General features: G+C 29.1%; 21 protein-coding genes. 13 read left to right on the forward strand and 8 right to left on the reverse strand.

Features of this window, described 5'->3' with window-relative positions; all coding sequences use genetic code 11:
- The first annotated feature begins 1 nt into the window (after position 1).
- The 12 genes from BR82_RS0103090 to BR82_RS0103145 all read left to right on the forward strand — a co-directional run bounded on the left by BR82_RS0103090 (position 2) and on the right by BR82_RS0103145 (position 11,688).
- The gene (locus BR82_RS0103090) at positions 2-850 is read left to right on the forward strand and encodes a polyprenyl synthetase family protein (protein ID WP_027088974.1); all 849 of its coding nucleotides are present in this window, start codon (positions 2-4) and stop codon (positions 848-850) included.
- Positions 850-2,724, forward strand: coding sequence for a 1-deoxy-D-xylulose-5-phosphate synthase (gene dxs / locus BR82_RS0103095; protein ID WP_027088975.1), 1,875 nt, complete (start codon positions 850-852; stop codon positions 2,722-2,724). Before BR82_RS0103090 ends, dxs begins: the two co-directional genes overlap by 1 nt.
- On the forward strand, positions 2,705-3,505 hold the full coding sequence (locus BR82_RS0103100) for a TlyA family RNA methyltransferase (RefSeq protein ID WP_027088976.1): 801 nt from the start codon (positions 2,705-2,707) through the stop codon (positions 3,503-3,505). The genes dxs and BR82_RS0103100 overlap by 20 nt, the downstream gene beginning before the upstream one ends.
- 8 nt (positions 3,506-3,513) lie before the next feature.
- Entirely contained in the window at positions 3,514-5,169 is a 1,656-nt protein-coding gene (gene recN, locus BR82_RS0103105; protein ID WP_027088977.1) for a DNA repair protein RecN, read from the forward strand.
- A gap of 53 nt (positions 5,170-5,222) precedes the next feature.
- Positions 5,223-6,221 carry a SpoIVB peptidase S55 domain-containing protein gene (locus tag BR82_RS0103110; protein WP_027088978.1) on the forward strand — a complete coding sequence of 333 codons (999 nt, stop codon included), beginning with the start codon at positions 5,223-5,225 and terminating at the stop codon, positions 6,219-6,221.
- Positions 6,222-6,395: 174 nt separating this feature from the next.
- Positions 6,396-7,073, forward strand: a complete 678-nt coding sequence (locus tag BR82_RS0103115) for an AzlC family ABC transporter permease (protein WP_027088979.1) — start codon at positions 6,396-6,398, stop codon at positions 7,071-7,073.
- The gene (locus tag BR82_RS0103120; RefSeq protein ID WP_034864028.1) at positions 7,060-7,389 is read left to right on the forward strand and encodes a branched-chain amino acid transporter permease; all 330 of its coding nucleotides are present in this window, start codon (positions 7,060-7,062) and stop codon (positions 7,387-7,389) included. Before BR82_RS0103115 ends, BR82_RS0103120 begins: the two co-directional genes overlap by 14 nt.
- Before the next feature lie 13 nt (positions 7,390-7,402).
- Positions 7,403-8,602, forward strand: a complete 1,200-nt coding sequence (locus tag BR82_RS0103125) for a DNA polymerase IV (protein ID WP_027088981.1) — start codon at positions 7,403-7,405, stop codon at positions 8,600-8,602.
- A 50-nt stretch (positions 8,603-8,652) separates the two neighbouring features.
- Entirely contained in the window at positions 8,653-9,216 is a 564-nt protein-coding gene (locus tag BR82_RS0103130; RefSeq protein WP_027088982.1) for a hypothetical protein, read from the forward strand.
- A 67-nt stretch (positions 9,217-9,283) separates the two neighbouring features.
- Positions 9,284-10,192, forward strand: coding sequence for a site-specific tyrosine recombinase XerD (gene xerD, locus BR82_RS0103135; protein ID WP_027088983.1), 909 nt, complete (start codon positions 9,284-9,286; stop codon positions 10,190-10,192).
- A 30-nt stretch (positions 10,193-10,222) separates the two neighbouring features.
- Positions 10,223-11,404 (forward strand): phosphopentomutase, encoded by a 1,182-nt coding sequence (gene deoB / locus BR82_RS0103140; RefSeq protein WP_027088984.1) that lies wholly within the window; start codon positions 10,223-10,225, stop codon positions 11,402-11,404.
- Positions 11,405-11,415: 11 nt separating this feature from the next.
- A complete protein-coding gene (locus BR82_RS0103145; RefSeq protein WP_027088985.1) occupies positions 11,416-11,688 on the forward strand; it encodes a hypothetical protein in 273 nt (90 codons plus the stop codon).
- A 21-nt stretch (positions 11,689-11,709) separates the two neighbouring features.
- On the opposite strand, the gene BR82_RS0103150 is transcribed toward BR82_RS0103145, so the two are convergent.
- The 8 genes from BR82_RS0103150 to BR82_RS0103185 all read right to left on the reverse strand — a co-directional run bounded on the left by BR82_RS0103150 (position 11,710) and on the right by BR82_RS0103185 (position 19,803).
- On the reverse strand, positions 11,710-12,486 hold the full coding sequence (locus BR82_RS0103150; protein ID WP_027088986.1) for a sporulation initiation factor Spo0A C-terminal domain-containing protein: 777 nt from the start codon (positions 12,484-12,486) through the stop codon (positions 11,710-11,712).
- Between the two features lie 328 nt (positions 12,487-12,814).
- Entirely contained in the window at positions 12,815-14,236 is a 1,422-nt protein-coding gene (purF, locus tag BR82_RS0103155) for an amidophosphoribosyltransferase (protein ID WP_027088987.1), read from the reverse strand.
- A gap of 61 nt (positions 14,237-14,297) precedes the next feature.
- Positions 14,298-16,025, reverse strand: a complete 1,728-nt coding sequence (locus BR82_RS0103160; protein ID WP_027088988.1) for a GNAT family N-acetyltransferase — start codon at positions 16,023-16,025, stop codon at positions 14,298-14,300.
- A gap of 8 nt (positions 16,026-16,033) precedes the next feature.
- Entirely contained in the window at positions 16,034-17,266 is a 1,233-nt protein-coding gene (locus BR82_RS0103165) for an ATP-binding protein (RefSeq protein WP_027088989.1), read from the reverse strand.
- Positions 17,267-17,313: 47 nt separating this feature from the next.
- Positions 17,314-18,678 carry a PFL family protein gene (locus BR82_RS0103170; RefSeq protein WP_027088990.1) on the reverse strand — a complete coding sequence of 455 codons (1,365 nt, stop codon included), beginning with the start codon at positions 18,676-18,678 and terminating at the stop codon, positions 17,314-17,316.
- A gap of 13 nt (positions 18,679-18,691) precedes the next feature.
- Entirely contained in the window at positions 18,692-18,964 is a 273-nt protein-coding gene (locus BR82_RS0103175) for an ACT domain-containing protein (RefSeq protein WP_027088991.1), read from the reverse strand.
- A 124-nt stretch (positions 18,965-19,088) separates the two neighbouring features.
- Positions 19,089-19,406: a PTS sugar transporter subunit IIB gene (locus tag BR82_RS0103180; RefSeq protein WP_027088992.1), complete on the reverse strand. Its 318-nt coding sequence runs from the start codon at positions 19,404-19,406 to the stop codon at positions 19,089-19,091.
- Positions 19,407-19,488: 82 nt separating this feature from the next.
- Positions 19,489-19,803 carry a PTS sugar transporter subunit IIB gene (locus tag BR82_RS0103185; RefSeq protein ID WP_027088993.1) on the reverse strand — a complete coding sequence of 105 codons (315 nt, stop codon included), beginning with the start codon at positions 19,801-19,803 and terminating at the stop codon, positions 19,489-19,491.
- A 204-nt stretch (positions 19,804-20,007) separates the two neighbouring features.
- Between BR82_RS0103185 and BR82_RS15060 the strand changes: the two genes are divergently transcribed.
- Positions 20,008-20,460 carry a metallophosphoesterase family protein gene (locus BR82_RS15060; RefSeq protein ID WP_051592726.1) on the forward strand — a complete coding sequence of 151 codons (453 nt, stop codon included), beginning with the start codon at positions 20,008-20,010 and terminating at the stop codon, positions 20,458-20,460.
- Positions 20,461-20,537 lie beyond the last annotated feature (77 nt).

Genomic DNA, 20,537 nt, shown 5'->3' on the forward strand with positions numbered 1-20,537 from the left:
GATGGAAAAATTAATTAGTGAAATAAATGACAGGCTATTACAAATAATTGATAGATTTCAAGATTCGACTGTTAAAGAAGCAATGCGATATTCATTAATGGCAGGCGGTAAAAGAATTCGGCCGGTGATGATGCTGCAAATAATTAGAAGTTATAACATTGATTATCATGACTATATTGATGCTGCCTGTGCAATAGAAATGATTCACACTTACTCATTGATTCATGATGACCTGCCAGGTATGGATAATGATGATCTACGACGCGGTAAGCCAACATGTCATAAACAGTTTGATGAAGCAACAGCGATTTTAGCCGGAGATGGTTTGTTAAATGAAGCAGTAAATGTTATTTTAGAAGCAGATTTTAATAATGAATTAAAAATCTCGTTACTACAAACTTTGTATCAGGCAAGTGGTGTAAATGGCATGATTTTAGGACAAGCATTAGATATGAAGTATGAAAATCAAAAAGCTGATCAACAGGAATTAGATTTGATTCATCGTCATAAGACCGGTGATTTAATTAGTGCAGCGATGAAAATGGGTGCTTTGATTGCTAATAAAAATGATGCTGCTATTTGGCAGGAAATTGGCTATAAAATAGGATTAGCATTTCAAATTCAAGATGATGTTCTTGATGTAATTGGAAATAGTGAAATTTTAGGAAAAAACGTAGGTAGTGATATTGAAAATCATAAATCCACTTATGTTTCTTTGATGGGAATCGAAAAGTCTCAAGAAATAATTGAACAGTATTTTAATGAGGTAGATGAACTTATCAATAAATTAAAAATTAATCATGAAGTGATTTTAGAAATAATAAAAAAAATAAAGAGAAGAGTGAAATAATGGATCTAAATAAAATTAAAGATCCCTCTTTTTTAAAAGAGCTGGATATTAGACAATTAAATCAATTAGCCTCGGATATCCGTGAATTTTTAATTAATAATATTTCAAAAACTGGAGGCCATCTTTCAAGCAATTTAGGTGTAGTTGAATTAACAATTGCTTTACATTATGTTTTTAATTCACCTAAAGATAAAATCTTCTTTGATGTGGGACACCAGTCTTATGTTCATAAGATCCTTACAGGTCGAGCTAGTCAATTTAATACTTTGCGGAAATACCAGGGGTTATCAGGATTTCAAAAACGTTGTGAAAGTGAGCATGATGTGTGGGAAGCAGGACATTCCTCAACGGCATTAAGCGGTGCTGTAGCAATGGCAATCGCCCGCGATTTAGATAAGCAAAATTTTAGTGTTATTCCTGTCATTGGTGACGCCGCAATGGTTGGCGGGGAATCTTTAGAAGCTTTAAATCATCTTGGTTCTATCAACAATAAAGTTATCATTATCTTGAATGATAACCAAATGGCAATAGGTAAAAGTGTTGGCGGTTTTAATGATTTTTTGTCTTCAATAAGACTTAGCGGAACTTATAATAATTTGAAAGAAGATTATCGTAACATTACTTCAAAAAATAAATTTGGTAAAATGATTTTTAATATTTCTAAACGCGTCAAAGATTTTGTAAAGCATGGTTTGATCGATGACACAATTTTTGAGGATTTTGGTGTTGATTATTTAGGACCTGTCAACGGACACGATTTTGATGATCTAATCAGAGTTTTGAATCTAGCAAAAGCTTCTAAAACAAGTGTTGTTGTTCATGTAGTTACCAAAAAAGGAAAAGGGTATCGCTATGCCGAAAATGATTTTGCTGGTAAATGGCACGGAATTGCACCATTTAATATTAGTGATGGAACAATAAAAAATCCCGAACCTGAAGATAAAACGACCTGGTCTAAATTAGTTGCTGATCATATTGAAAAAAAGATGGCAAGTGATCAAGATATCGTTGCGATTACACCAGCAATGATTCATGGTTCCGCGATGGATAGTATTTTTGTACATTATCCTGATCGCAGTTTTGATGTTGGAATTGCTGAAGAGCATGCCTTGACTTTTACCGCTGGTCTATCTATTGCGCATAAAAAACCGTTTATTTCTGTATATTCGTCTTTTTTACAGCGTGCTTATGATCAAATCAATCATGATATTGCCAGAATGGATCTTGGCTGTTTAATTTGCGTTGATCGTTGTGGTTTTGTTGGAGCTGATGGTCCTACTCATCATGGTGTATTTGATTTAGGAATTTTAAATCCTTTACCAAACGTTATTATTTGTACTCCAAGTAATAGTAAAGATGTTAAAAGATTTATTAATACATACTTAAAATATAATGATCATCCTTATATTTTAAGAATTCCTCGTGGAAGTATCGAAATTGATGATACAGAGGTTGAAGAAATCTTACCGATTGGTAAATGGTCAGTTGAAGGCTTTGATGATCATGAGATAACTATTATTAGTTATGGTCAAAACGTAAATATGATTCGTGATTTTTATAAAGATAAAGATATTAAAATTCGCTTAGTAGATGCTAAGTTTATTAAACCGATGGACTTTGAACTATTGGATAGACTAGTTGATGATAAACCATTGATCGTATATGAAACGGAATTAAAAATAAATTCTTTATCTAGTAATATTGCTTATTATTATAGTCAAAAAGGAATTTTAAAGCGTATTTATAGTTTTGGCGTTGATGACCATTTTTCTGTTCAGGGTAGTATCGAAGAAATTTTAAAAGATGAAGGATTAGATATGGAATCATTTTATCAAAAGGTTAAGGAGATAATTGATGAAAAAAGAGAGAATTGACGTCTTATTAGTTGAACATGGTTTTTTTGATTCGCGCGAAAAAGCTAAACGAGCAATCATGGCTGGAATTGTTCATGATGATTATGATATAATTGATAAACCAGGGACAAAGATCCCAATCGATTCTAATTTACATGTTAAAGGAAATATCATGCCTTACGTATCCAGAGGTGGTTTAAAACTGGAACGAGCTTTAAAAGAATTTTCTTTAGATCTTAAAGATAAAATTATGGTTGATATTGGCAGTTCAACCGGTGGTTTTACTGATTGTGCGTTACAAAACGGTGCTAAATTAGTATACGCAGTAGATGTCGGAACTAACCAGTTAGTTTGGAAACTACGCAATGATCCTCGTGTAATCGTAAAAGAACAGACAAACTTTCGTTATGCTACGATTGAATTGTTTGAAAATGGAGTTCCTTCTTTTGCTACGATCGATGTTTCGTTTATATCTTTAAAATATATTTTTGATGCTTTAAAAAATATATTAAGTTCTAATGATCAAGTTGTGGCATTAATAAAACCGCAATTTGAAGCAGGTCGTGAAGATGTTGGTAAAAAAGGGATCGTTAAAGATAAAAAAATTCATTGTCGTGTTATTGAAAAAGTAATTGAATTTGCTAGAGCGGATGGCTTTATTTTAGAAAAGCTTACATATTCACCAATAACTGGTGGAGAAGGAAATATTGAGTTTTTAGGATTATTTGTTAAAGAAGGCAAAGAAACCGCTATTGATATTGAAAATGTAGTGGAGAGCGCACATAATTGTTTTGAAGGATAGGTGAAAAAATGTTAGAGAGTATCTATATTGAAAATTTTGCAATCATTGATCGTTTGGAAGTATCTTTTCATGATCAGATGACGGTTTTAACTGGTGAAACTGGTGCTGGTAAATCGATTATTATTGATGCAATTGGTCAATTGATGGGTAATCGCAGCCAAACCAGCTTTATAAAAAGCGGCTGTAATGAGTCATTTATCGAAGGAATTTTTACGATTAAAGATAATTCTTCGGTTTTAAATAAATTGAAGGAATATCGAATTGAATTTGATGATAAACTAGTAGTATCAAAATCTTTTAATCGTGATAATAAAACAGTTATTAAAATAAATTATCGAAATGTTTCAAAAATGGTTTTACAATCTATTATGAGTGAATTAATTGATATTCATTCTCAATTTGAAACACATAGTTTATTTGATCCTAATAATCATATAAATATTTTAGACAATTATATTGGCAACTCTCTAACAGTTTTAAAAAAACAATATTTAGATGTTTACCAAGAATATAAAGAAACAAAAAAACTTTACCAAAAAACAATTGAAGAAGAACTAAGTGATGAGCAGTTAGAATTTTATCAAAGTCAGCTAGATGAAATTAATAGTATTGATCTATCAGCAATCGATGAAGAAGAGTTAGAACAAGAAAAAAAAGCATTACTAAATTATGAAAAAACTAATGAAAAAATCACTAATTATCGCCATTATATCAGTGGTAGTCAAGGTGTATTAGCACTTTTAAATAGTGCTATAAATGAATTAGAAACACTTGGTGAACAGCCTGCTTATCAAGCTATTTATGAAAAGATGTATGATTTATATTATAATTTGATTGATCTTGATGAAGAGGTACAAGATGAATTTAACAGTAATGATTTTGATGAATATCGTTTAAATGAAATACAAGATACTCTATTTAAGCTAAATCGTTTAAAACGTAAATATGGCCAATCTCTTGAAGCAATTATTGAAGCTAAAAAAGAGCTGGAAAATAAAATAGAAGCTTTTACTAATCGAGAGATATACTTAAATGAATTAAAAAATCAATTAGATACCACTTTTAACAAAGCAACTGAATATGCTAACAAGATTACGACATTACGTAAACAAAAGGCTTTAGAGTTCACTGAACAGGTAATGGTTCAATTAAAATCTTTATATCTTGATAAAGTTATTTTTAAAGTTGCTTTTGGAAAAAAAGAACTGCAAAAAGATGGCCAGGACGAGATAACTTTTTTGATTGCAACTAACCTTGGTCAATCTTTAAAACCATTAAACAAAGTTGCTTCTGGTGGTGAAATGTCAAGAATCATGCTGGCAATAAAGACGCTTTCTTTAGCAACTAGTACTATTGAAACAATTATATTTGATGAAGCTGATACTGGTGTAAGTGGTAAAGTAGCTGAAAGCATTGGTGCTAAAATGCAACTAATTGCTAAAAATCATCAGGTTTTATGTATAACCCATTTAGCTCAGGTAGCTGCATTTGCTAAAAATCATTATTTGATTGAAAAAACTGCTACTAATAATAATACTGAGGTTAAGATTTCTAAATTAGATGAAAATCAAAGTATTAATGAAATTGCTAAATTAATTTCTGGAAAAGATATTTCTAAAGAATCAATCGAGCATGCAAAAAAATTAAAAGCTTGTAGTGAATAATTATTAGCATAGAGACCAAACTAGATTGTAACATTTGTTACAAGGAGGTTTCTATGCTTTTTAAAAAGCTAATACTTTCCTTAATTGTTATTTTAGCCATTACAATTAATCCCATTGCTTTATATGCAATATCATTGATTCCTGGTGGTGATTCAATTGGAATTGAATTAAATTATCAGGGCGTTGTAATAACTGGTGGATATAAAATTAAAACTGCTGATACAATTTATGACCCTTTAGCAGAAGATTTTAAAGTCGGAGATATAATTGTTGAAATTGATGGACAAAAAGTAACTACGATTGAAGAATTAAGTGAATTTATTAAAACTGGTGGTAGTGAGAAAAGTAATTACGATTTAACTATTATCAGAAATAAAGAAAGACTTCATCGTAATCTCCAGGTTTTTTTAGAAAATCAGGAATTTACAACCGGATTATATGTAAAAGATGCTATTTCTGGTGTGGGAACTTTAACGTTCTATAATCCTGCAGATAATACCTTTGGCGCATTAGGACATGCAATGAGTGATACTAAATTAAATACCAATAGTTTACTGCAATCTGGTAATATTTATGAAAGTAGTGTTACGGGAATTAAAAAAGCTTCTCCTAACAGCTCTGGTAATAAAATTGCTGATATTTCTAATATTGAAATAGGTAGTATAAACAGCCATAATCAATTTGGTATTTATGGAACTTATAATTACGATATTTCTAATAGAAAGGCAATGGATACAGCCAGCAAGGATGAAATCAAATTAGGAAAAGCATATTTTTTAACTGTTTTAAATGGTCAGGAAATCCAAAAATGTGAAATTGAAATTACTAAGTTAAATGATCAAGATTCAGTTAAAGAAAAAGGAATTGAGTTTAAAGTAACAGATCAAAATATTATTGATAAGGCTAATGGTATAATTCAAGGAATGAGCGGCTCACCAATTATTCAAGATGATAAGATTATTGGTTGTGTAACGCACGTATCTGGAAATAATCCGATGACAGGTTTTGGTTTGTATATAGAATGGATGTTGGAAATGGAAAAACAAAGATAACAATGGTGCCTTAAGGGCCAAAGTCATTAGTTTAGATGACAAAAATATGCCAGGAGGATGAGACTTAAAAGTTTCTGCTCCTGGTTTTATTTTAAATGACTGTTATTTATCTTTTTTAACCTTACTTTTCATAAATAAACTTTTTTAGTATAATAGTGTCATTGGAGGATTTATATGAATTTTAAAATATTGAAAGAAGCCTTTAAGGAATCTATTCCGGTAATGATGGGATATCTTGTATTAGGTTTTGCCTTTGGCGCTTTGCTTGTAAGTAAGGACTATCCTACTTATTATGCTTTAATTATGAGTTTTTTTATCTATGCTGGCAGTATGCAGTTTGTAACAATATCTCTATTAACAGCTAAAAGTTCACTTTTAAATGCCTTTATCATGACATTAGTAGTAAATGCTAGACATATTGTCTATGGTTTATCAATGTTAAATAGATTTGAAAAAATGAAAGTTTTAAAGCCATATATGATTTTTTCATTAACTGATGAGACTTTTTCACTTTTGATCAAAGATGATCAGCAAAATAAATATGTTAGTTTTTTTATTAGTCTTTTTGATCAGTGCTATTGGATCATCGGGTCATTGATTGGAGCTACCATTTCAAATATTATTACTTTTGATAGTAGGGGATTAGAGTTTTCAATGACAGCATTATTTATAGTAATTGTAATAGATCAAATAAAAAACAGTCAAAATCATCTAGCAACAAAAATAGGTTTTATTGTAAGTATTGTTTCTTTGCTTATATTTGGTAGTGATAATTTTGTAATCGTATCTTTAATTGGAATTATTGGGGCTTTAATATTTAAAAGAAAGGATTTAGAAAATGAATATGAATAGAGATATAATGATAATAATAGTTGTGGCTCTAGGCACCATTTTGACAAGAGCTTTACCTTTTATTATTTTTAATGATCCAAGTAAAAAGCCGGCTTTAATTGATTATTTAGGTAAAGTATTACCATATTCCGTTATGGCCATGCTAGTTGTATATTGTTTAAAAGATATAAATTTTTTTGATTCAAATCATGGCTTACCAGAAATAATCGCAATTTCGATTATTATTGTAGTGCACTTATTAAAAAATAATACATTATTATCGATTATCATAGGGACTATCAGTTATATGATTTGTGTCCAGATGATTTTTATTTAGGAGGGGTTGTGTAATGCAAATAATCTTTCATATTGATTTAAATGCATTTTATGCAAGTGCTGAAATATCAAGAAATCCCAAACTTGAGGGGAAACCGCTTGTTATTTCGGGAAAATCAAAACGAAGTATTATTACTACTGCTTCCTATGAAGCTCGTAAGTTTGGAATCCATTCTGCGATGCCGCTATTTCAGGCTTATCAAAAATGTAAAAATCTAATTGTTTTACCAGCAGATTTTGAATTGTATCATCGCTTATCTAATGATTTTTTTAATATAATAGCATCATATAGTGATATTTTAGAGGTTGCTAGTATCGATGAATGTTACGTTGATGTTACTAAAATTATTCAAAGTAGAAATTGTCATCCGATGCAGTTAGCAAAAGAAATCCAAGATAAAGTTTATAACGAGCTAAATCTTAAATGTTCGATTGGCATTTCGCCAAACAAATTTTTAGCAAAAATGGCTAGTGATATGAAAAAACCAATGGGTATTACGATTTTAACACGATCAAATATCAAAGAATTAATGTGGCCTTTAGATATTAAGGATATGTTTGGAATTGGAAAAAAAACTACACCTCGTTTAAAAGAAGTTGGAATCAATACAATCGGTGATATTGCTAATTATGATAATTATAATAAATTGCGTCAAATCGTTGGTAAAAATGCTTTACTATTATATCGTAAAGCCAACGGAATCGATATTCGCACAGTTGATGCTAAACAAAACGAATTAAAATCTGTAGGCAATTCTACTACATTACCTCATGATACTTTAGATGAGGTCATATTGAGGGATACTTTAAAAAAATTAGCTAAACAAGTTTCTACAAGAGCAATAAAAAGAAATCTTATTTCTAATTCGATATCGATTACAATAAAATACACGCGATTTGAAAGTGTTAATCGACAAACAACTATCAAGTCATATGTAAATGATTATGAAACTATTCTTTCTACTGCTAAGATGCTTTTTGAAGCTCATTATGATGGTCGACCAGTACGTTTATTAGGAATTAGTTTAAATAATACCATCAATAAAAAGGATTATAAAGAGCAGCTGAGTATTTTTGATACTTCTAAAAATGAAGATGATAAGGAAGCGTTAGAAACGATTATAGAAAATATTAATAATAAGTTTGATAAACCGATCGTAACTAAGGCATCAGCTGTTTCTAATAAAGGTATTCAAAAGAAATATTTAAAATAAATGAATAATTATTTATCTTGCTCATAAGTTATATAAACGGAGGACTACTTATGGGCATTATAAATAAAATTTTTAAAAATGAAAAAGTATTAATTAATCTTTTTTCAGTTGTTTTATTAAGCTGCGGGATTATTTTTGGAATTATTTATTATTTTTATGGTAGTGAAAATCTGATTGATTTTTGTAAGTATTTATTTTTTTATAAAGATAATGAAGTAACTAATAATTATAATATATATATGACAATTACTGGTATATACATATTTTTATCTTTGTTTATTTCAACGAGTTTTTTAGGAATGTTTTTTAATAGTTTTATTATTTTTACTAAAGGAATGCAATTTACGATCGCAACTATTTTTTACTTTACTTTAAACGACTTTAGTATTAGTATGTTTTTTTTAGGATATATACCACAATTGTTTATTGAATTATTATTAACGTATGTAATATCAATAATTTCACTTAGGTTATCATTAAATTGTTTTACGATTACATTTATTACTAGAGAAGTGTTTAATAGCCGAAAGATAATAAATTATATTTTAGATTATGTTATTGTAATTTTGATCATTGTAACTTTGTCAATGGCTTTTAAAGTTTATGCACTTTAAGTTAGCAAATCAATGGAAAATTTAATTTTAATCATGATATAATTAGTCATATAAGAGGTGAAGATTGATGAAATTAAAAGATAGTCTAAATGAATACCGACAGTATTTGATCGTTGAAAAGGGATTAAGTAAAAATACTATCTTAGCATACTTAAATGATTTAAATAAATTTTTTATCTATTTAAATGATATTCATCAAATATATGAAATAGAAAATATTTCTAAAGAACATATTCGCCTTTATTTAAAAGAATTATCAAAAATAAACAGTTCTACAAGTATAACGAGAAAGTTAGTTTCTTTAAGAATGTTTTTTGCTTTTTTAGTGAAAGATAAGATCATAGATGTTAATATTATGAATGATTTTGATTTACCAAAAATTGATAAAAAATTACCTGTTGTTTTAAGTGAACAAGAAATGCAGGAAATTTTAGATAGTATCGTTGTTGAAGATCATTTGAGTTCGCGTAATCGCTGCATGTTAGAACTAATGTATGCTACGGGCTTAAGAATATCTGAATTAATTAATTTGAATGTTAGTTCTGTGAATATTTATATGGGTTATATAAAAGTAATTGGAAAAGGGAATAAAGAAAGAATTGTTCCCATTGGTGCAGTTGCAAAAAAAATATTGAGTGATTATTTAAATAATTATCGGGAAGAATTTATCAAAAAAGAATCTTCATTATTATTTTTTAATAATCATGGTAATAAAATGAGTCGCGAAGAGTTTTATATTATTTTAAAACAAATTATTAGACAGACATCAGTAAACAAAAAAGTATCTCCACATACAATTCGTCACAGCTTTGCTACTCATCTTTTAGAAAATGGGGCTGATTTACGTTCGATTCAAGAACTGCTAGGACATAGTGATATAAGCACGACGACAATATACACTCATATATCAAATCAAAAAATAAAAAAAGAATATCAGCAATTTCATCCCCGAATAAAAAAGGATATAGATAAATAATGCATGAATCATGCTGGAAATGGAGGAAAAATGAAATATAAACGAATTTTTTTAATTATATGTGATTCTCTAGGAATAGGTAATGCAAAAGATGCTGTTGCTTTTAATGATCAAGGAGCTAACACTTTAAAACATATTTGTGATTATTGCAATGGTCTAGATTTACCAAATTTAGAAGGCTTGGGCTTAGGTAATCTAGGTGATTTTAAAGGAATCAACCCTTTAAGACTACAGCTTGGCTATACTTTACCATTAAATGAAATTTCTAACGGTAAAGATACTATGACAGGACATTGGGAAATAATGGGATTAAAGACAGGAAAGCCTTTTGTTACTTTTACAGAAACTGGCTTTCCCGACGAATTTATTCAGTTATTTGAAGAAAAAACAGGACGTAAATGCGTCGGTAATAAAGCAGCCAGTGGTACAGCTATACTCGATGAATATGGTGAACATCAAATCAAAACAGGAGATTGGATCGTTTATACTTCAGCTGATTCGGTCTTTCAAATAGCCGCTAATGAGGAAATCATACCTCTAGAAGAGTTGTACGAAGCTTGTCAGATTGCTCGTGAATTAGCAATGGATGAGCGCTGGAAAGTTGGAAGGATAATTGCAAGACCATACATAGGTAAAAGAGCAGGGGAGTTTAAGCGTACCGCTAACCGCCATGATCTAGCTTTAGCACCCTCTAGCAAAACTGTTTTAGATAATTTAAAAGAAAATAATTATGACGTGATTGGTGTTGGTAAAATAGCAGATATTTTTGATAATCAGGGAATTAGTAAAAAAGTAAAAACAGAAAGTAATCATGATGGTATGGCAAAAACGATTGAATTAGCTAAAACAGATTTTACGGGTTTATGTTTTGTCAATTTAGTTGATTTTGATGCTGTTTACGGTCATCGCCGTGATCCTGAAGGATATGGTAAAGCTATTAAAGAGTTTGATACACAATTAGAAGAATTGATGAAATATTTGCATCATGATGATTTATTGATGATAAGTGCTGATCATGGAAATGATCCAACGTATCAGGGAACTGATCATACCCGTGAACAAGTGCCGTTAATAATTTATTCAAAAGAATTATTAAAACCACGTCAATTAGAAGAAATGGATTCTTTTGCAGTTATTGGTGCAACTATTGCTGATAATTTTGAAGTTCCTTTACCAACGATCGGAATTTCAATTTTAAATAAAATAATATAATGGAGATTTTTATGGAAGAAAATAGTAAACGTTTAATAATCACTTCAATTTTAGCCTATGCAGTCGGAACATTTATTTTTGCAGCCGGACTTTTAACTAAAACATCTATCAGTATTATTGCTTTTTATATTATTGCAATGATATTGATTATTTGTGCAATGCTGGCATTGTTTAATAACTATAAAAATAATAAACAAATAAAATTATATCTTTATTTATTTATTGTTGGTTTTGTTTTTATTATTATTAATACAGCAGCATTTATTAATAATTTAATATTATAAAAAGAAGTTTTTAACTTCTTTTTATATTCTTTCATTTAAGCCTTTTTTCATTCTAAGATTATCAGCAATTAAAACAATGAACTCGGAATTAGTAGGTTTAAATAGATCTGTTCTTTTCAAGATATCATTAATTTTTTTACCATCATCTTGATTCCAGGCAGTCTTAATGGCATGACGGATAGACTTTTCAACTCTTGAAGCTGTTGTGCTGTACTGGCGAGCAATATCGGGATATAGTTTTTTTGTTATCTGAGTAAAATATTCAATATTATTATATACTAAGATAATAGCTGTTCGTAAATACAAGTAACCATTAAGATTAACAGAAATACCTGTCTTTTTTAGAATTATACTAATTTCATTTTCTAATTTAATCATTTCATATTTTTTAGAAGTTTTAGAAAGATTAATTATTTTATCATCTACATTTATAATTGAATCAATTGTTGAAAGAAAAGAATCAATGTCTATAGGTGATTTTATACAATATGTGACCTCTAAATCATTTAATAATTTAGATATAATTGGATTATTAAAACTTGTCATACAAATTACTTTTTTATATGCTGTTTCATTTAATTGCTTTAATTTTTGTAAAACACTTATACCATCAATTTTAGAAAGCATCAAGTCAATTATTAATAGATCACAACTATTATGTGATAAATAACTAATACAATTTAAAGCATTATTACTAACTTCTAAAATATGATATTTATTTGTTGATAATAGTTTTGTACTTAAGATAGATGCTAATCTTATATCTTCTTCTAAAATATATATTGTATCTTTTTTCATGGTTTAACTCCTTTCATCGATCGACAAAAACAATTATATTGTTACATAAATGTAATTAAAAGATACACTTTATAATTTGATAATAAATTTATTAAATTATAAAGTGTGTTTAATGATTATAATAAATAATTCGCCATAAAGTGTTATTATATAAAGGTTTTTGACGAATAATAACGAAAGCATAAATTATTAAATACTAGATTTATTTTAAATAAAATTTACATAATATTAATTATGCGAAGTTGAATATATTATTATTTTATTTAAGATAGAAAATAAAAGGATTGGATGATAATATCCAATCCTTTATAAGTATTAAGTATGAAAATTATAACTTTCCTTTTTTTAGCTTATCTGTTTCAAAAGAATCATATAATTTAGTAATATAATCTCCATTAAAGCAAGCTAAACATAGACCACATTTATGTTTTTCTTTATTATAATGAATTGATTTATCAATTCCTTCTTCACTAATAAAAGCTAATGAATCAGCTTCAATATACGTACATAATTCTTCAACTGATAATTTATTAGAAATCAATTCATCCATCGTTGACATATCAACACCGTAAAAACATGGCCATTTAATTGCTGGTGAAGCAATTCTTACATGAACTTCTTTAGCACCAGCTTCTTTTAATAAACGAACAATGCGTTTTGAAGTAGTCCCACGGACAATTGAGTCATCGATCATGATTACTCTTTTACCACATACAATTGATGAAACAGCAGAAAGTTTCATTCTTACTCCCTGTTCTCGCATTTCCTGAGTTGGCTGGATAAAAGTTCTTCCTACATATTTATTTTTTATTAAACCCATTTCATAAGGAATACCTGAAGCTTCAGAATAACCAATAGCAGCAGATATTGAAGAATCAGGAACTCCAATTACTAAATCAGCATCTACAGGAGCTTCTTTATATAATTGTTTACCAGCTAATTTTCTTGTTGTATGTACATTGATACCATCTAAATTACTATCAGGACGTGAAAAATAAATATATTCCATCGCACATATTTTATCTGTTACATCTTCAGTATATAATTTAGATTTTAACTCGTTATTTTTCACTCTAACAATTTCACCAGGCTCTAAATCACGAACAAATTTAGCTCCAACAACTTCAAAAGCACATGTTTCCGATGAAAAAATATAAGCACCATTAGGCAATTGACCAATAGATAATGGTCTTAATCCATATTTATCACGAGCAACATAAAGAGCATTTTCAATTAAAATCAAAAATGCAAAAGCACCATCTAAACGATTTAATGATTTACAGATACGGTCAATCATATGCCCTTCTTCACGCATAATTAAATGACCCAAGATTTCAGTATCTGATGTACTAGAGAAAATACTCCCCTTTTTTTCTAATTCAGCCTTTAAAACATTAGCATTAACAATATTACCATTATGAGCAATTCCCAAAGAACCATTTAAAGTTCTAAATAATAATGGCTGGACATTAGCAATTCCGCCACCTCCAGCAGTAGAATAGCGAACATGTCCGATTGCATAATCACCTTTCATCTTATTAATTTTTTCTTGATCAAAAACTTCAGAAACCAAACCTTCACCTTTTTGAATCGATAAAGCTTCGTGATCTTTTACTACGATTCCAGCTGCTTCCTGTCCACGATGTTGTAAACTGTGTAAGCCATAGTAGCACATCGCTGCAGCATGTTCATAGCCACATACTGCAAAAACTCCACATTCTTCATGCAATTGTCGATCTTGTAAAAACATTTATTGCTGACCTCCTTGAATTCCATTACATTTTATAATGCATTAAAGGTATAGTCAATATTTATAAGCACTCATTTATATAAAAATTATTATCTTGACAATTATTTTTTAAGAAATTTGTTAACATTGTACAAATAAATGTGCATTCACCATTGATTTTGGCCTGTAAATCACTTTCAACAATTATTTCTTTATTGAAATTACCAAAATAATTAAGTATTTCATTTAATTCATTTTGATTCAAATATATGATTTCAGAAATTTTAATTGTTGTTGCATCTTCACTGTAGATAACATATCCCACTGCTTTGGTATCATGATAGAATACTTTGATTTCTTCTTTAAAAGCAATACAACGTGGAATTAAATAATTCTCGTAATATTCGATATCTCTTTTACGATATCCATTAAAATTTTCACAAAAACAATTATATAAATTCACTAACTTATTATAATTGTAAATCTCAATTACTTTAAGTTTAGATGGAGATGAATATGATCGAATATCAACTTTTGTGATTTTATGAAAATAATCTTCATTAAATCCAAATTGATAATATAATTCAGGATGATATGCTTGTAACATTATTTTAGCATTTTGATATTTAGGTAATCCTAAAACATGATTCATCAGTTTTTTCATCATCCCCTGCCTTTGATAGTTTTTATCAGTCGCTACTCCTAAAATAAAATACACTGACTCTTCTTTATTTTCTAAAAAAATAGTATAAGGAACAATTTGTAACATGGAAGCAATATGATGATCATTTTTTAAAAGATAAGTATTTTCTTTTTGATAGCGATTTATAAAATAGAAATTTGTAGACATTTCATCCTCATCTTTAAAACTATTACGCCATAGATCAATAATACCATATAAATCATTATTATCAGCTTGAACAATTGATTGTTCATTCAAAACGATAGTATATTTTTTTATCATTTTGATAGGATGAAGCATTTGCTTTGCTTTTCGTAGTGACTCTAAGCCCATATCTTCTTCACGATTTACAAATTCATATCCATCGTAGTTTTTTTCTAAGAAAAATTTACCTATTGCTACATAGAGTCCGCGAATATCTTTGTTAGCTTTTTCGACATGGATTTGAATAGTATTATGTTTTAGTGGTGAAGCAATAATAAAAGCTTCTAATTTATTATCAATATAGATACATCCAGTTTTAATATTCAATTCATGACGATGAACTAATAAATATACGATTCCAATATATTCTGAAATAACACTTTCCTCAATATGCTTTGAAAAATCCCATTTTTTTAAACATTGAAGTACATTATCAATATCTTCATCTTCAATCTCTTTATATACATAATTAGGATTCTCTTTAAGAAAAGCATTAAAATGATTGCGCCTTTTTTGCATTTTTTTACCTGAAAGTGTTTCTAATGAAGCTTTACTATAAATATAATCATCAAAATCATCATTATGGAGATATAAAAATTTGTCTCCATACAGATCTTGAATCAATTGTTTTGATTTTTCTACTGCTAGATCAATTTTAAAAGAAAAATTATAATCTTTTGCATATTTTATCATATATTCAAGCGCTTCATGATAATATTCTGGCTTACAAAATGGCATAGCAAAAAACTTTTCATTCATGTAAGTATGTAACATGATCATAAAATGATCTTTGATTTCATAATAAATTTCATATTCATGATCCCACATCATCATTGTTACAAAATTTGAATTATAACCTTCATAATCAGCATCATCTAAATATGGTTTGATTTTTTGATAATCACTTAATAATAATTTTTGCATATTTCTCCCTATCTATTTCCTAACATTGCATTAATAAATTGTTTAGCTGTTCTCCCTGAAAATCCACCGTAACGAATTTCCCAAGTTAAAGCTTTTTGATGTAATTCCTCTTGAGGCATTTGTAGATTATATTGTTTTGCTAAACCGTCTACGATTTCTAGGTAATCTTGACGATTTGGATGAGTATATAGTATTTTTATTCCAAATCTTGAACTTAATGATGTTTTTTCCTGTTTAGCATCATTTACATTAACTTCATCCTGATCTTGACGATCACTCCATGTTTGTTTGACTAAATGGCGACGATTGCTAGTAGCATAAATCAATATATTATCAGGCTTTTTCTCTAACCCGCCTTCAATAACCGCTTTTAGATATTTATATTCTATTTCAAATTCTTCGAATGATAAATCATCCATGAATAGAACAAATTTATAGTTACGTGATTGTAGTTCTTGGATGATACTTGGTAAATATTTAAACTGGTGTTTATAAATTTCAATCATTCTTAGACCATCTTTATAATATTCGTTTAATAGTGCTTTAATGCTGCTGGATTTACCAGTTCCGCTATCACCATAGAGTAGAACATTATTAGCTTTTTTACCAGCTAAAAAAGCTTCAGTGTTTTGAGTGAGTTTTAGTTTTTGACTTTCGTATCCTATTAATTGATCCAAACGTCCATTACCTATATGTATTATAGGGCTAATTTGATGATTTTCATAACGAAATGCTTTATTTAATCCAAATTTTCCAACACCATAAGTTAAAAAGAATTTTTCTAAAATATTATAAAATTGTTCTACATCTTTACAATTAGATAAATTATTTTGCAATGATCTTGAGATTTCAAATAATTCTTGATTGATTACGGGTCTTGATGGTGTAAAGTTAGTAATAAGATCTTGTTGTAAAGGCGACAATGAACTAAAGTCAGTATTAAACATTTCAAAAATAACTTTGAAATCATTGATAACAATATTTTTTAGATTATCAGCAATAGCGGCTTTTCTTTCTAATGCTAAAGTAAATGAATTTTCATTATTAATTAATAAGTGTGTTAATAGACTGTTGAACAAATCACCATATAAATTATACTTTTCAGCTAATTTGATCAGTAATGAAACAAAATAGTTAGCATTTTCTAAATTATTATTTTTAATAATCTCATCATATATTTTAAAACATTCTTTTATATCATCATTTTTGTATAATGGGAAAAATATTATTAAATCATTCATACTTATATTATCCTTTCTAAATAATTAAAAAGACGAAAATTCGTCTTTTAATTTTTAAAACTGTGAATCGGAGCAGGAATTCTTCCCCCACGATTAATAAATTCACTACATCCAAAATTATTTACTGGCATGATAGGCGCATAACCTAGCAATCCACCGAATTCAACAACTTCGCCAACTTCTTTTCCAATCACGGGAATAATTCTAACAGCCGTTGTTTTTTGATTGATCATTCCAATTGCCATTTCATCGGCTATTATTCCAGAAATAGTAGTTGCTTCAACACTTCCAGGAATAGCGATCATATCAAGACCTACTGAGCATACACATGTCATAGCTTCTAATTTTTCAAGTGTTAAAGCTCCTCTATTGACAGCATTGATCATTCCCTGGTCTTCACTGACTGGGATAAAAGCCCCACTTAATCCACCAACATATGAAGAAGCCATAACGCCTCCTTTTTTTACTTGATCATTTAAGATTGCAAGTGCTGCAGTTGTTCCTGGAGCCCCAACACTGTCTAAGCCCATACCCTCAAGACAATCAGCAATACTATCACCGATTGCTGGAGTTGGTGCCAATGATAAATCAATGATTCCAAATGGAATATTTAATCTTTCAGATGCTTCTAAAGCTACTAACTGGCCGACCCGAGTAATTTTGAAAGCTGTTTTTTTAATGATTTCACATAGTTCACCAAAATCTTTACCTTTAGCATTTTCAATTGCGGTTTTAACTACACCAGGGCCACTTACACCGACGTTAATAACGGCATCAGCTTCACTTACACCATGAAATGCTCCAGCCATAAATGGATTGTCATCAGGTGCATTGCATAAAACAACTAGTTTAGCACAACCAATAGAATCGTCTTCTTTAGTTAGTATCGCGGTATCTTTAATGATTTCACCCATTAATTTAACAGCATCCATATTGATTCCCGTCTTCGTAGAACCAACATTAACAGAACTACAAACATTATTAGTTACTTTCATTGCTTCCGGAATAGATCTAATTAATAATTCTTCAGCTTTAGTCATTCCTTTAGATACGATAGCACTATAACCACCAATAAAGTTTACCCCAGTTTCATGCGCACACTTATCTAATGTTTTTGCGATTTTAACAAAATCAGCAGTACTCTTGCATGCGTTAGAACCAACAAAACCAATTGGTGTTACAGATATTCTTTTATTGACGATCGGAATTCCATATTTCATCTCAATTTGTTTTCCAGTCGATACTAAATCTTTTGCTACAGTAGTAATTTTTTTATAAATATTTTCACATAAAACATCAATATCATGATCCATACAATCCAATAAACTGATACCTAAAGTAATCGTTCTTACATCAAGATTTTCTTGTTCAATCATTTTATTTGTTTCTGCTACTTCAAATAAATTAATCATCTATAACTTCTCCTTAAATACGATGCATTTTATTAAAAATATCTTCATGCTGTAATTTTATATTAACGCCAATTTCATTTCCTAATTTATCTAATTCTTCACAGATAGTACCAAATTCATCAGTTATTGAACTTAATTCCACAATCATCATCATATTGAAATATCCTTGAATAATAGTTTGTGAAATATCTAAAATATTTACTTGTTTTTTAGCTAAATAAGTACATACTTTAGCAATAATTCCAACTTGATCTTTACCTACAACTGTAATAATCCCCTTTTGCATATAATAACCTCCTAATTATTTAGGTTATTATAGCATAATCATATCCAACAAAAAAGAGCTAAATTAAATAATTTTTCGACTCTTTAATTATTAAAAAAGACTGCCTGGCAGTCTATGTAATTAATTATTTGTTAAGTAATTTTTTAGCAAATTCGTAAACAGCTTTACCATTCATCATTCCATAATCTTTCATTTCAATTACATCAAGCGGTATATCTTTTCCTGCTTCTTCTATAAGTTTTTCAACTTCACTTTTAGCATATCTAACTTGGGGTCCAAGTAAAACACAATCAACAGTATTTATCATTTTTCCCCCTTCACTTAAAGGTAAAGCAAAAATTTCAACATCATCACCAGCTTCTTTAGCGGCCTTTTCCATTTTTGTTACTAATAAGCTAGTAGACATCCCAGCTGCACATATTAACATAATTCTTGTTTTCATAATTTTCTCTCCTTTATTTCAATTCATATAAAAAGGGCATTATAAAAAACGCCCGTTTTATCTGTTTAGACAAGCTTTTCTATTAACCAATCATTTTCATTGCAGTTTCAAAAACAGCTTTACCATTCATCGTTCCATAATCTCTCATATCGATAACATCTACAGGAATAGGACCCGCTTTACGCCCAGCAGCAAGTTTTTCAATAGCAGCTTTTTGGAATCTAACTTGAGGTCCAAGTAAGATGCAGTCAACTTCTTCCAATACTCTTGGTGCATCAGAGAAAGGCAATGCAAAAATTTTACATTCAACACCAGCTTCTTTAGCAGCACTTTCCATTTTTGTTACTAATAAGCTAGTAGACATCCCAGCTGAACATACTAATAAAATAGTTTTCATATACTGTACCCTCCTTTTTTCTACCTGTTTTAATTTTACAACGAATGTTGTTAGATGTAAACACTTTCTTAAATCTTTTTTTTGCTTTTTCAATATCATTATTTAAGTTTAAATCTAAATTTCACTCTTAAATTCACAATTTTTTAATATATAAAAGATATAATAAGATATCATAACACATGTTTTTTTATAATAGAGGAAGTGATGATTATACGACTTTTAGTTCTTAGTGATACCCATCTACAAAACCATCTTTTAAAAAATATAACTGACAAATATCCTGATATGGATCACTATATTCATTGTGGCGATTCATCATTAAAAAACGATGATCCACTATTAAAAAAATATCTTACTGTTAATGGCAATCATGATCGACCAGGAACATTTAAAACGAATCTTATTTTTAATGTCGGGAAATATCGTTGTTTAATTACTCATGGTAATAAATTTAATATTTATTATGGCAATGAGGAGTTACTGGTATTTATGAAAAAAAAGCATATTGATATTACATTTCATGGGCATACTCATGTACCTGCGTATACTATTATTGAAAATAAGTATATTATTAATCCTGGCAGTGTAATGATGAACCGTGGCAGTTATGGTTTTGGTACATTTGCAATCGTTACTATTATCGTAAGCGTCAAATAGCATACACCTAACAGTAAAAAACATCTCAATATATAATAATAGAGTCATCAATAAGTGGAGGTGTTAATATGACAAAA

The organism is Thomasclavelia saccharogumia DSM 17460 (genome assembly GCF_000686665.1).
GTDB lineage: Bacteria > Bacillota_I > Bacilli_A > Erysipelotrichales > Coprobacillaceae > Thomasclavelia > Thomasclavelia saccharogumia.

What these genes read in the sequence shown, in the direction of transcription:
- BR82_RS0103150 (WP_027088986.1), bottom strand. Translation starts at nt 12,486, where the DNA reads ATGAAAAAAGATACAATATATATTTTAGAAGAAGATATAAGATTAGCA.
- BR82_RS0103090 (WP_027088974.1), top strand. Translation starts at nt 2, where the DNA reads ATGGAAAAATTAATTAGTGAAATAAATGACAGGCTATTACAAATAATT.
- BR82_RS15060 (WP_051592726.1), top strand. Translation starts at nt 20,008, where the DNA reads ATGATTATACGACTTTTAGTTCTTAGTGATACCCATCTACAAAACCAT.
- BR82_RS0103160 (WP_027088988.1), bottom strand. Translation starts at nt 16,025, where the DNA reads ATGCAAAAATTATTATTAAGTGATTATCAAAAAATCAAACCATATTTA.
- BR82_RS0103175 (WP_027088991.1), bottom strand. Translation starts at nt 18,964, where the DNA reads ATGCAAAAGGGGATTATTACAGTTGTAGGTAAAGATCAAGTTGGAATT.
- dxs (WP_027088975.1), top strand. Translation starts at nt 850, where the DNA reads ATGGATCTAAATAAAATTAAAGATCCCTCTTTTTTAAAAGAGCTGGAT.
- BR82_RS0103125 (WP_027088981.1), top strand. Translation starts at nt 7,403, where the DNA reads ATGCAAATAATCTTTCATATTGATTTAAATGCATTTTATGCAAGTGCT.
- BR82_RS0103120 (WP_034864028.1), top strand. Translation starts at nt 7,060, where the DNA reads ATGAATATGAATAGAGATATAATGATAATAATAGTTGTGGCTCTAGGC.
- xerD (WP_027088983.1), top strand. Translation starts at nt 9,284, where the DNA reads ATGAAATTAAAAGATAGTCTAAATGAATACCGACAGTATTTGATCGTT.
- purF (WP_027088987.1), bottom strand. Translation starts at nt 14,236, where the DNA reads ATGTTTTTACAAGATCGACAATTGCATGAAGAATGTGGAGTTTTTGCA.
- recN (WP_027088977.1), top strand. Translation starts at nt 3,514, where the DNA reads ATGTTAGAGAGTATCTATATTGAAAATTTTGCAATCATTGATCGTTTG.
- BR82_RS0103180 (WP_027088992.1), bottom strand. Translation starts at nt 19,406, where the DNA reads ATGAAAACAAGAATTATGTTAATATGTGCAGCTGGGATGTCTACTAGC.
- BR82_RS0103100 (WP_027088976.1), top strand. Translation starts at nt 2,705, where the DNA reads ATGAAAAAAGAGAGAATTGACGTCTTATTAGTTGAACATGGTTTTTTT.
- BR82_RS0103165 (WP_027088989.1), bottom strand. Translation starts at nt 17,266, where the DNA reads ATGAATGATTTAATAATATTTTTCCCATTATACAAAAATGATGATATA.
- BR82_RS0103110 (WP_027088978.1), top strand. Translation starts at nt 5,223, where the DNA reads ATGCTTTTTAAAAAGCTAATACTTTCCTTAATTGTTATTTTAGCCATT.
- BR82_RS0103145 (WP_027088985.1), top strand. Translation starts at nt 11,416, where the DNA reads ATGGAAGAAAATAGTAAACGTTTAATAATCACTTCAATTTTAGCCTAT.
- deoB (WP_027088984.1), top strand. Translation starts at nt 10,223, where the DNA reads ATGAAATATAAACGAATTTTTTTAATTATATGTGATTCTCTAGGAATA.
- BR82_RS0103115 (WP_027088979.1), top strand. Translation starts at nt 6,396, where the DNA reads ATGAATTTTAAAATATTGAAAGAAGCCTTTAAGGAATCTATTCCGGTA.
- BR82_RS0103130 (WP_027088982.1), top strand. Translation starts at nt 8,653, where the DNA reads ATGGGCATTATAAATAAAATTTTTAAAAATGAAAAAGTATTAATTAAT.
- BR82_RS0103170 (WP_027088990.1), bottom strand. Translation starts at nt 18,678, where the DNA reads ATGATTAATTTATTTGAAGTAGCAGAAACAAATAAAATGATTGAACAA.
- BR82_RS0103185 (WP_027088993.1), bottom strand. Translation starts at nt 19,803, where the DNA reads ATGAAAACTATTTTATTAGTATGTTCAGCTGGGATGTCTACTAGCTTA.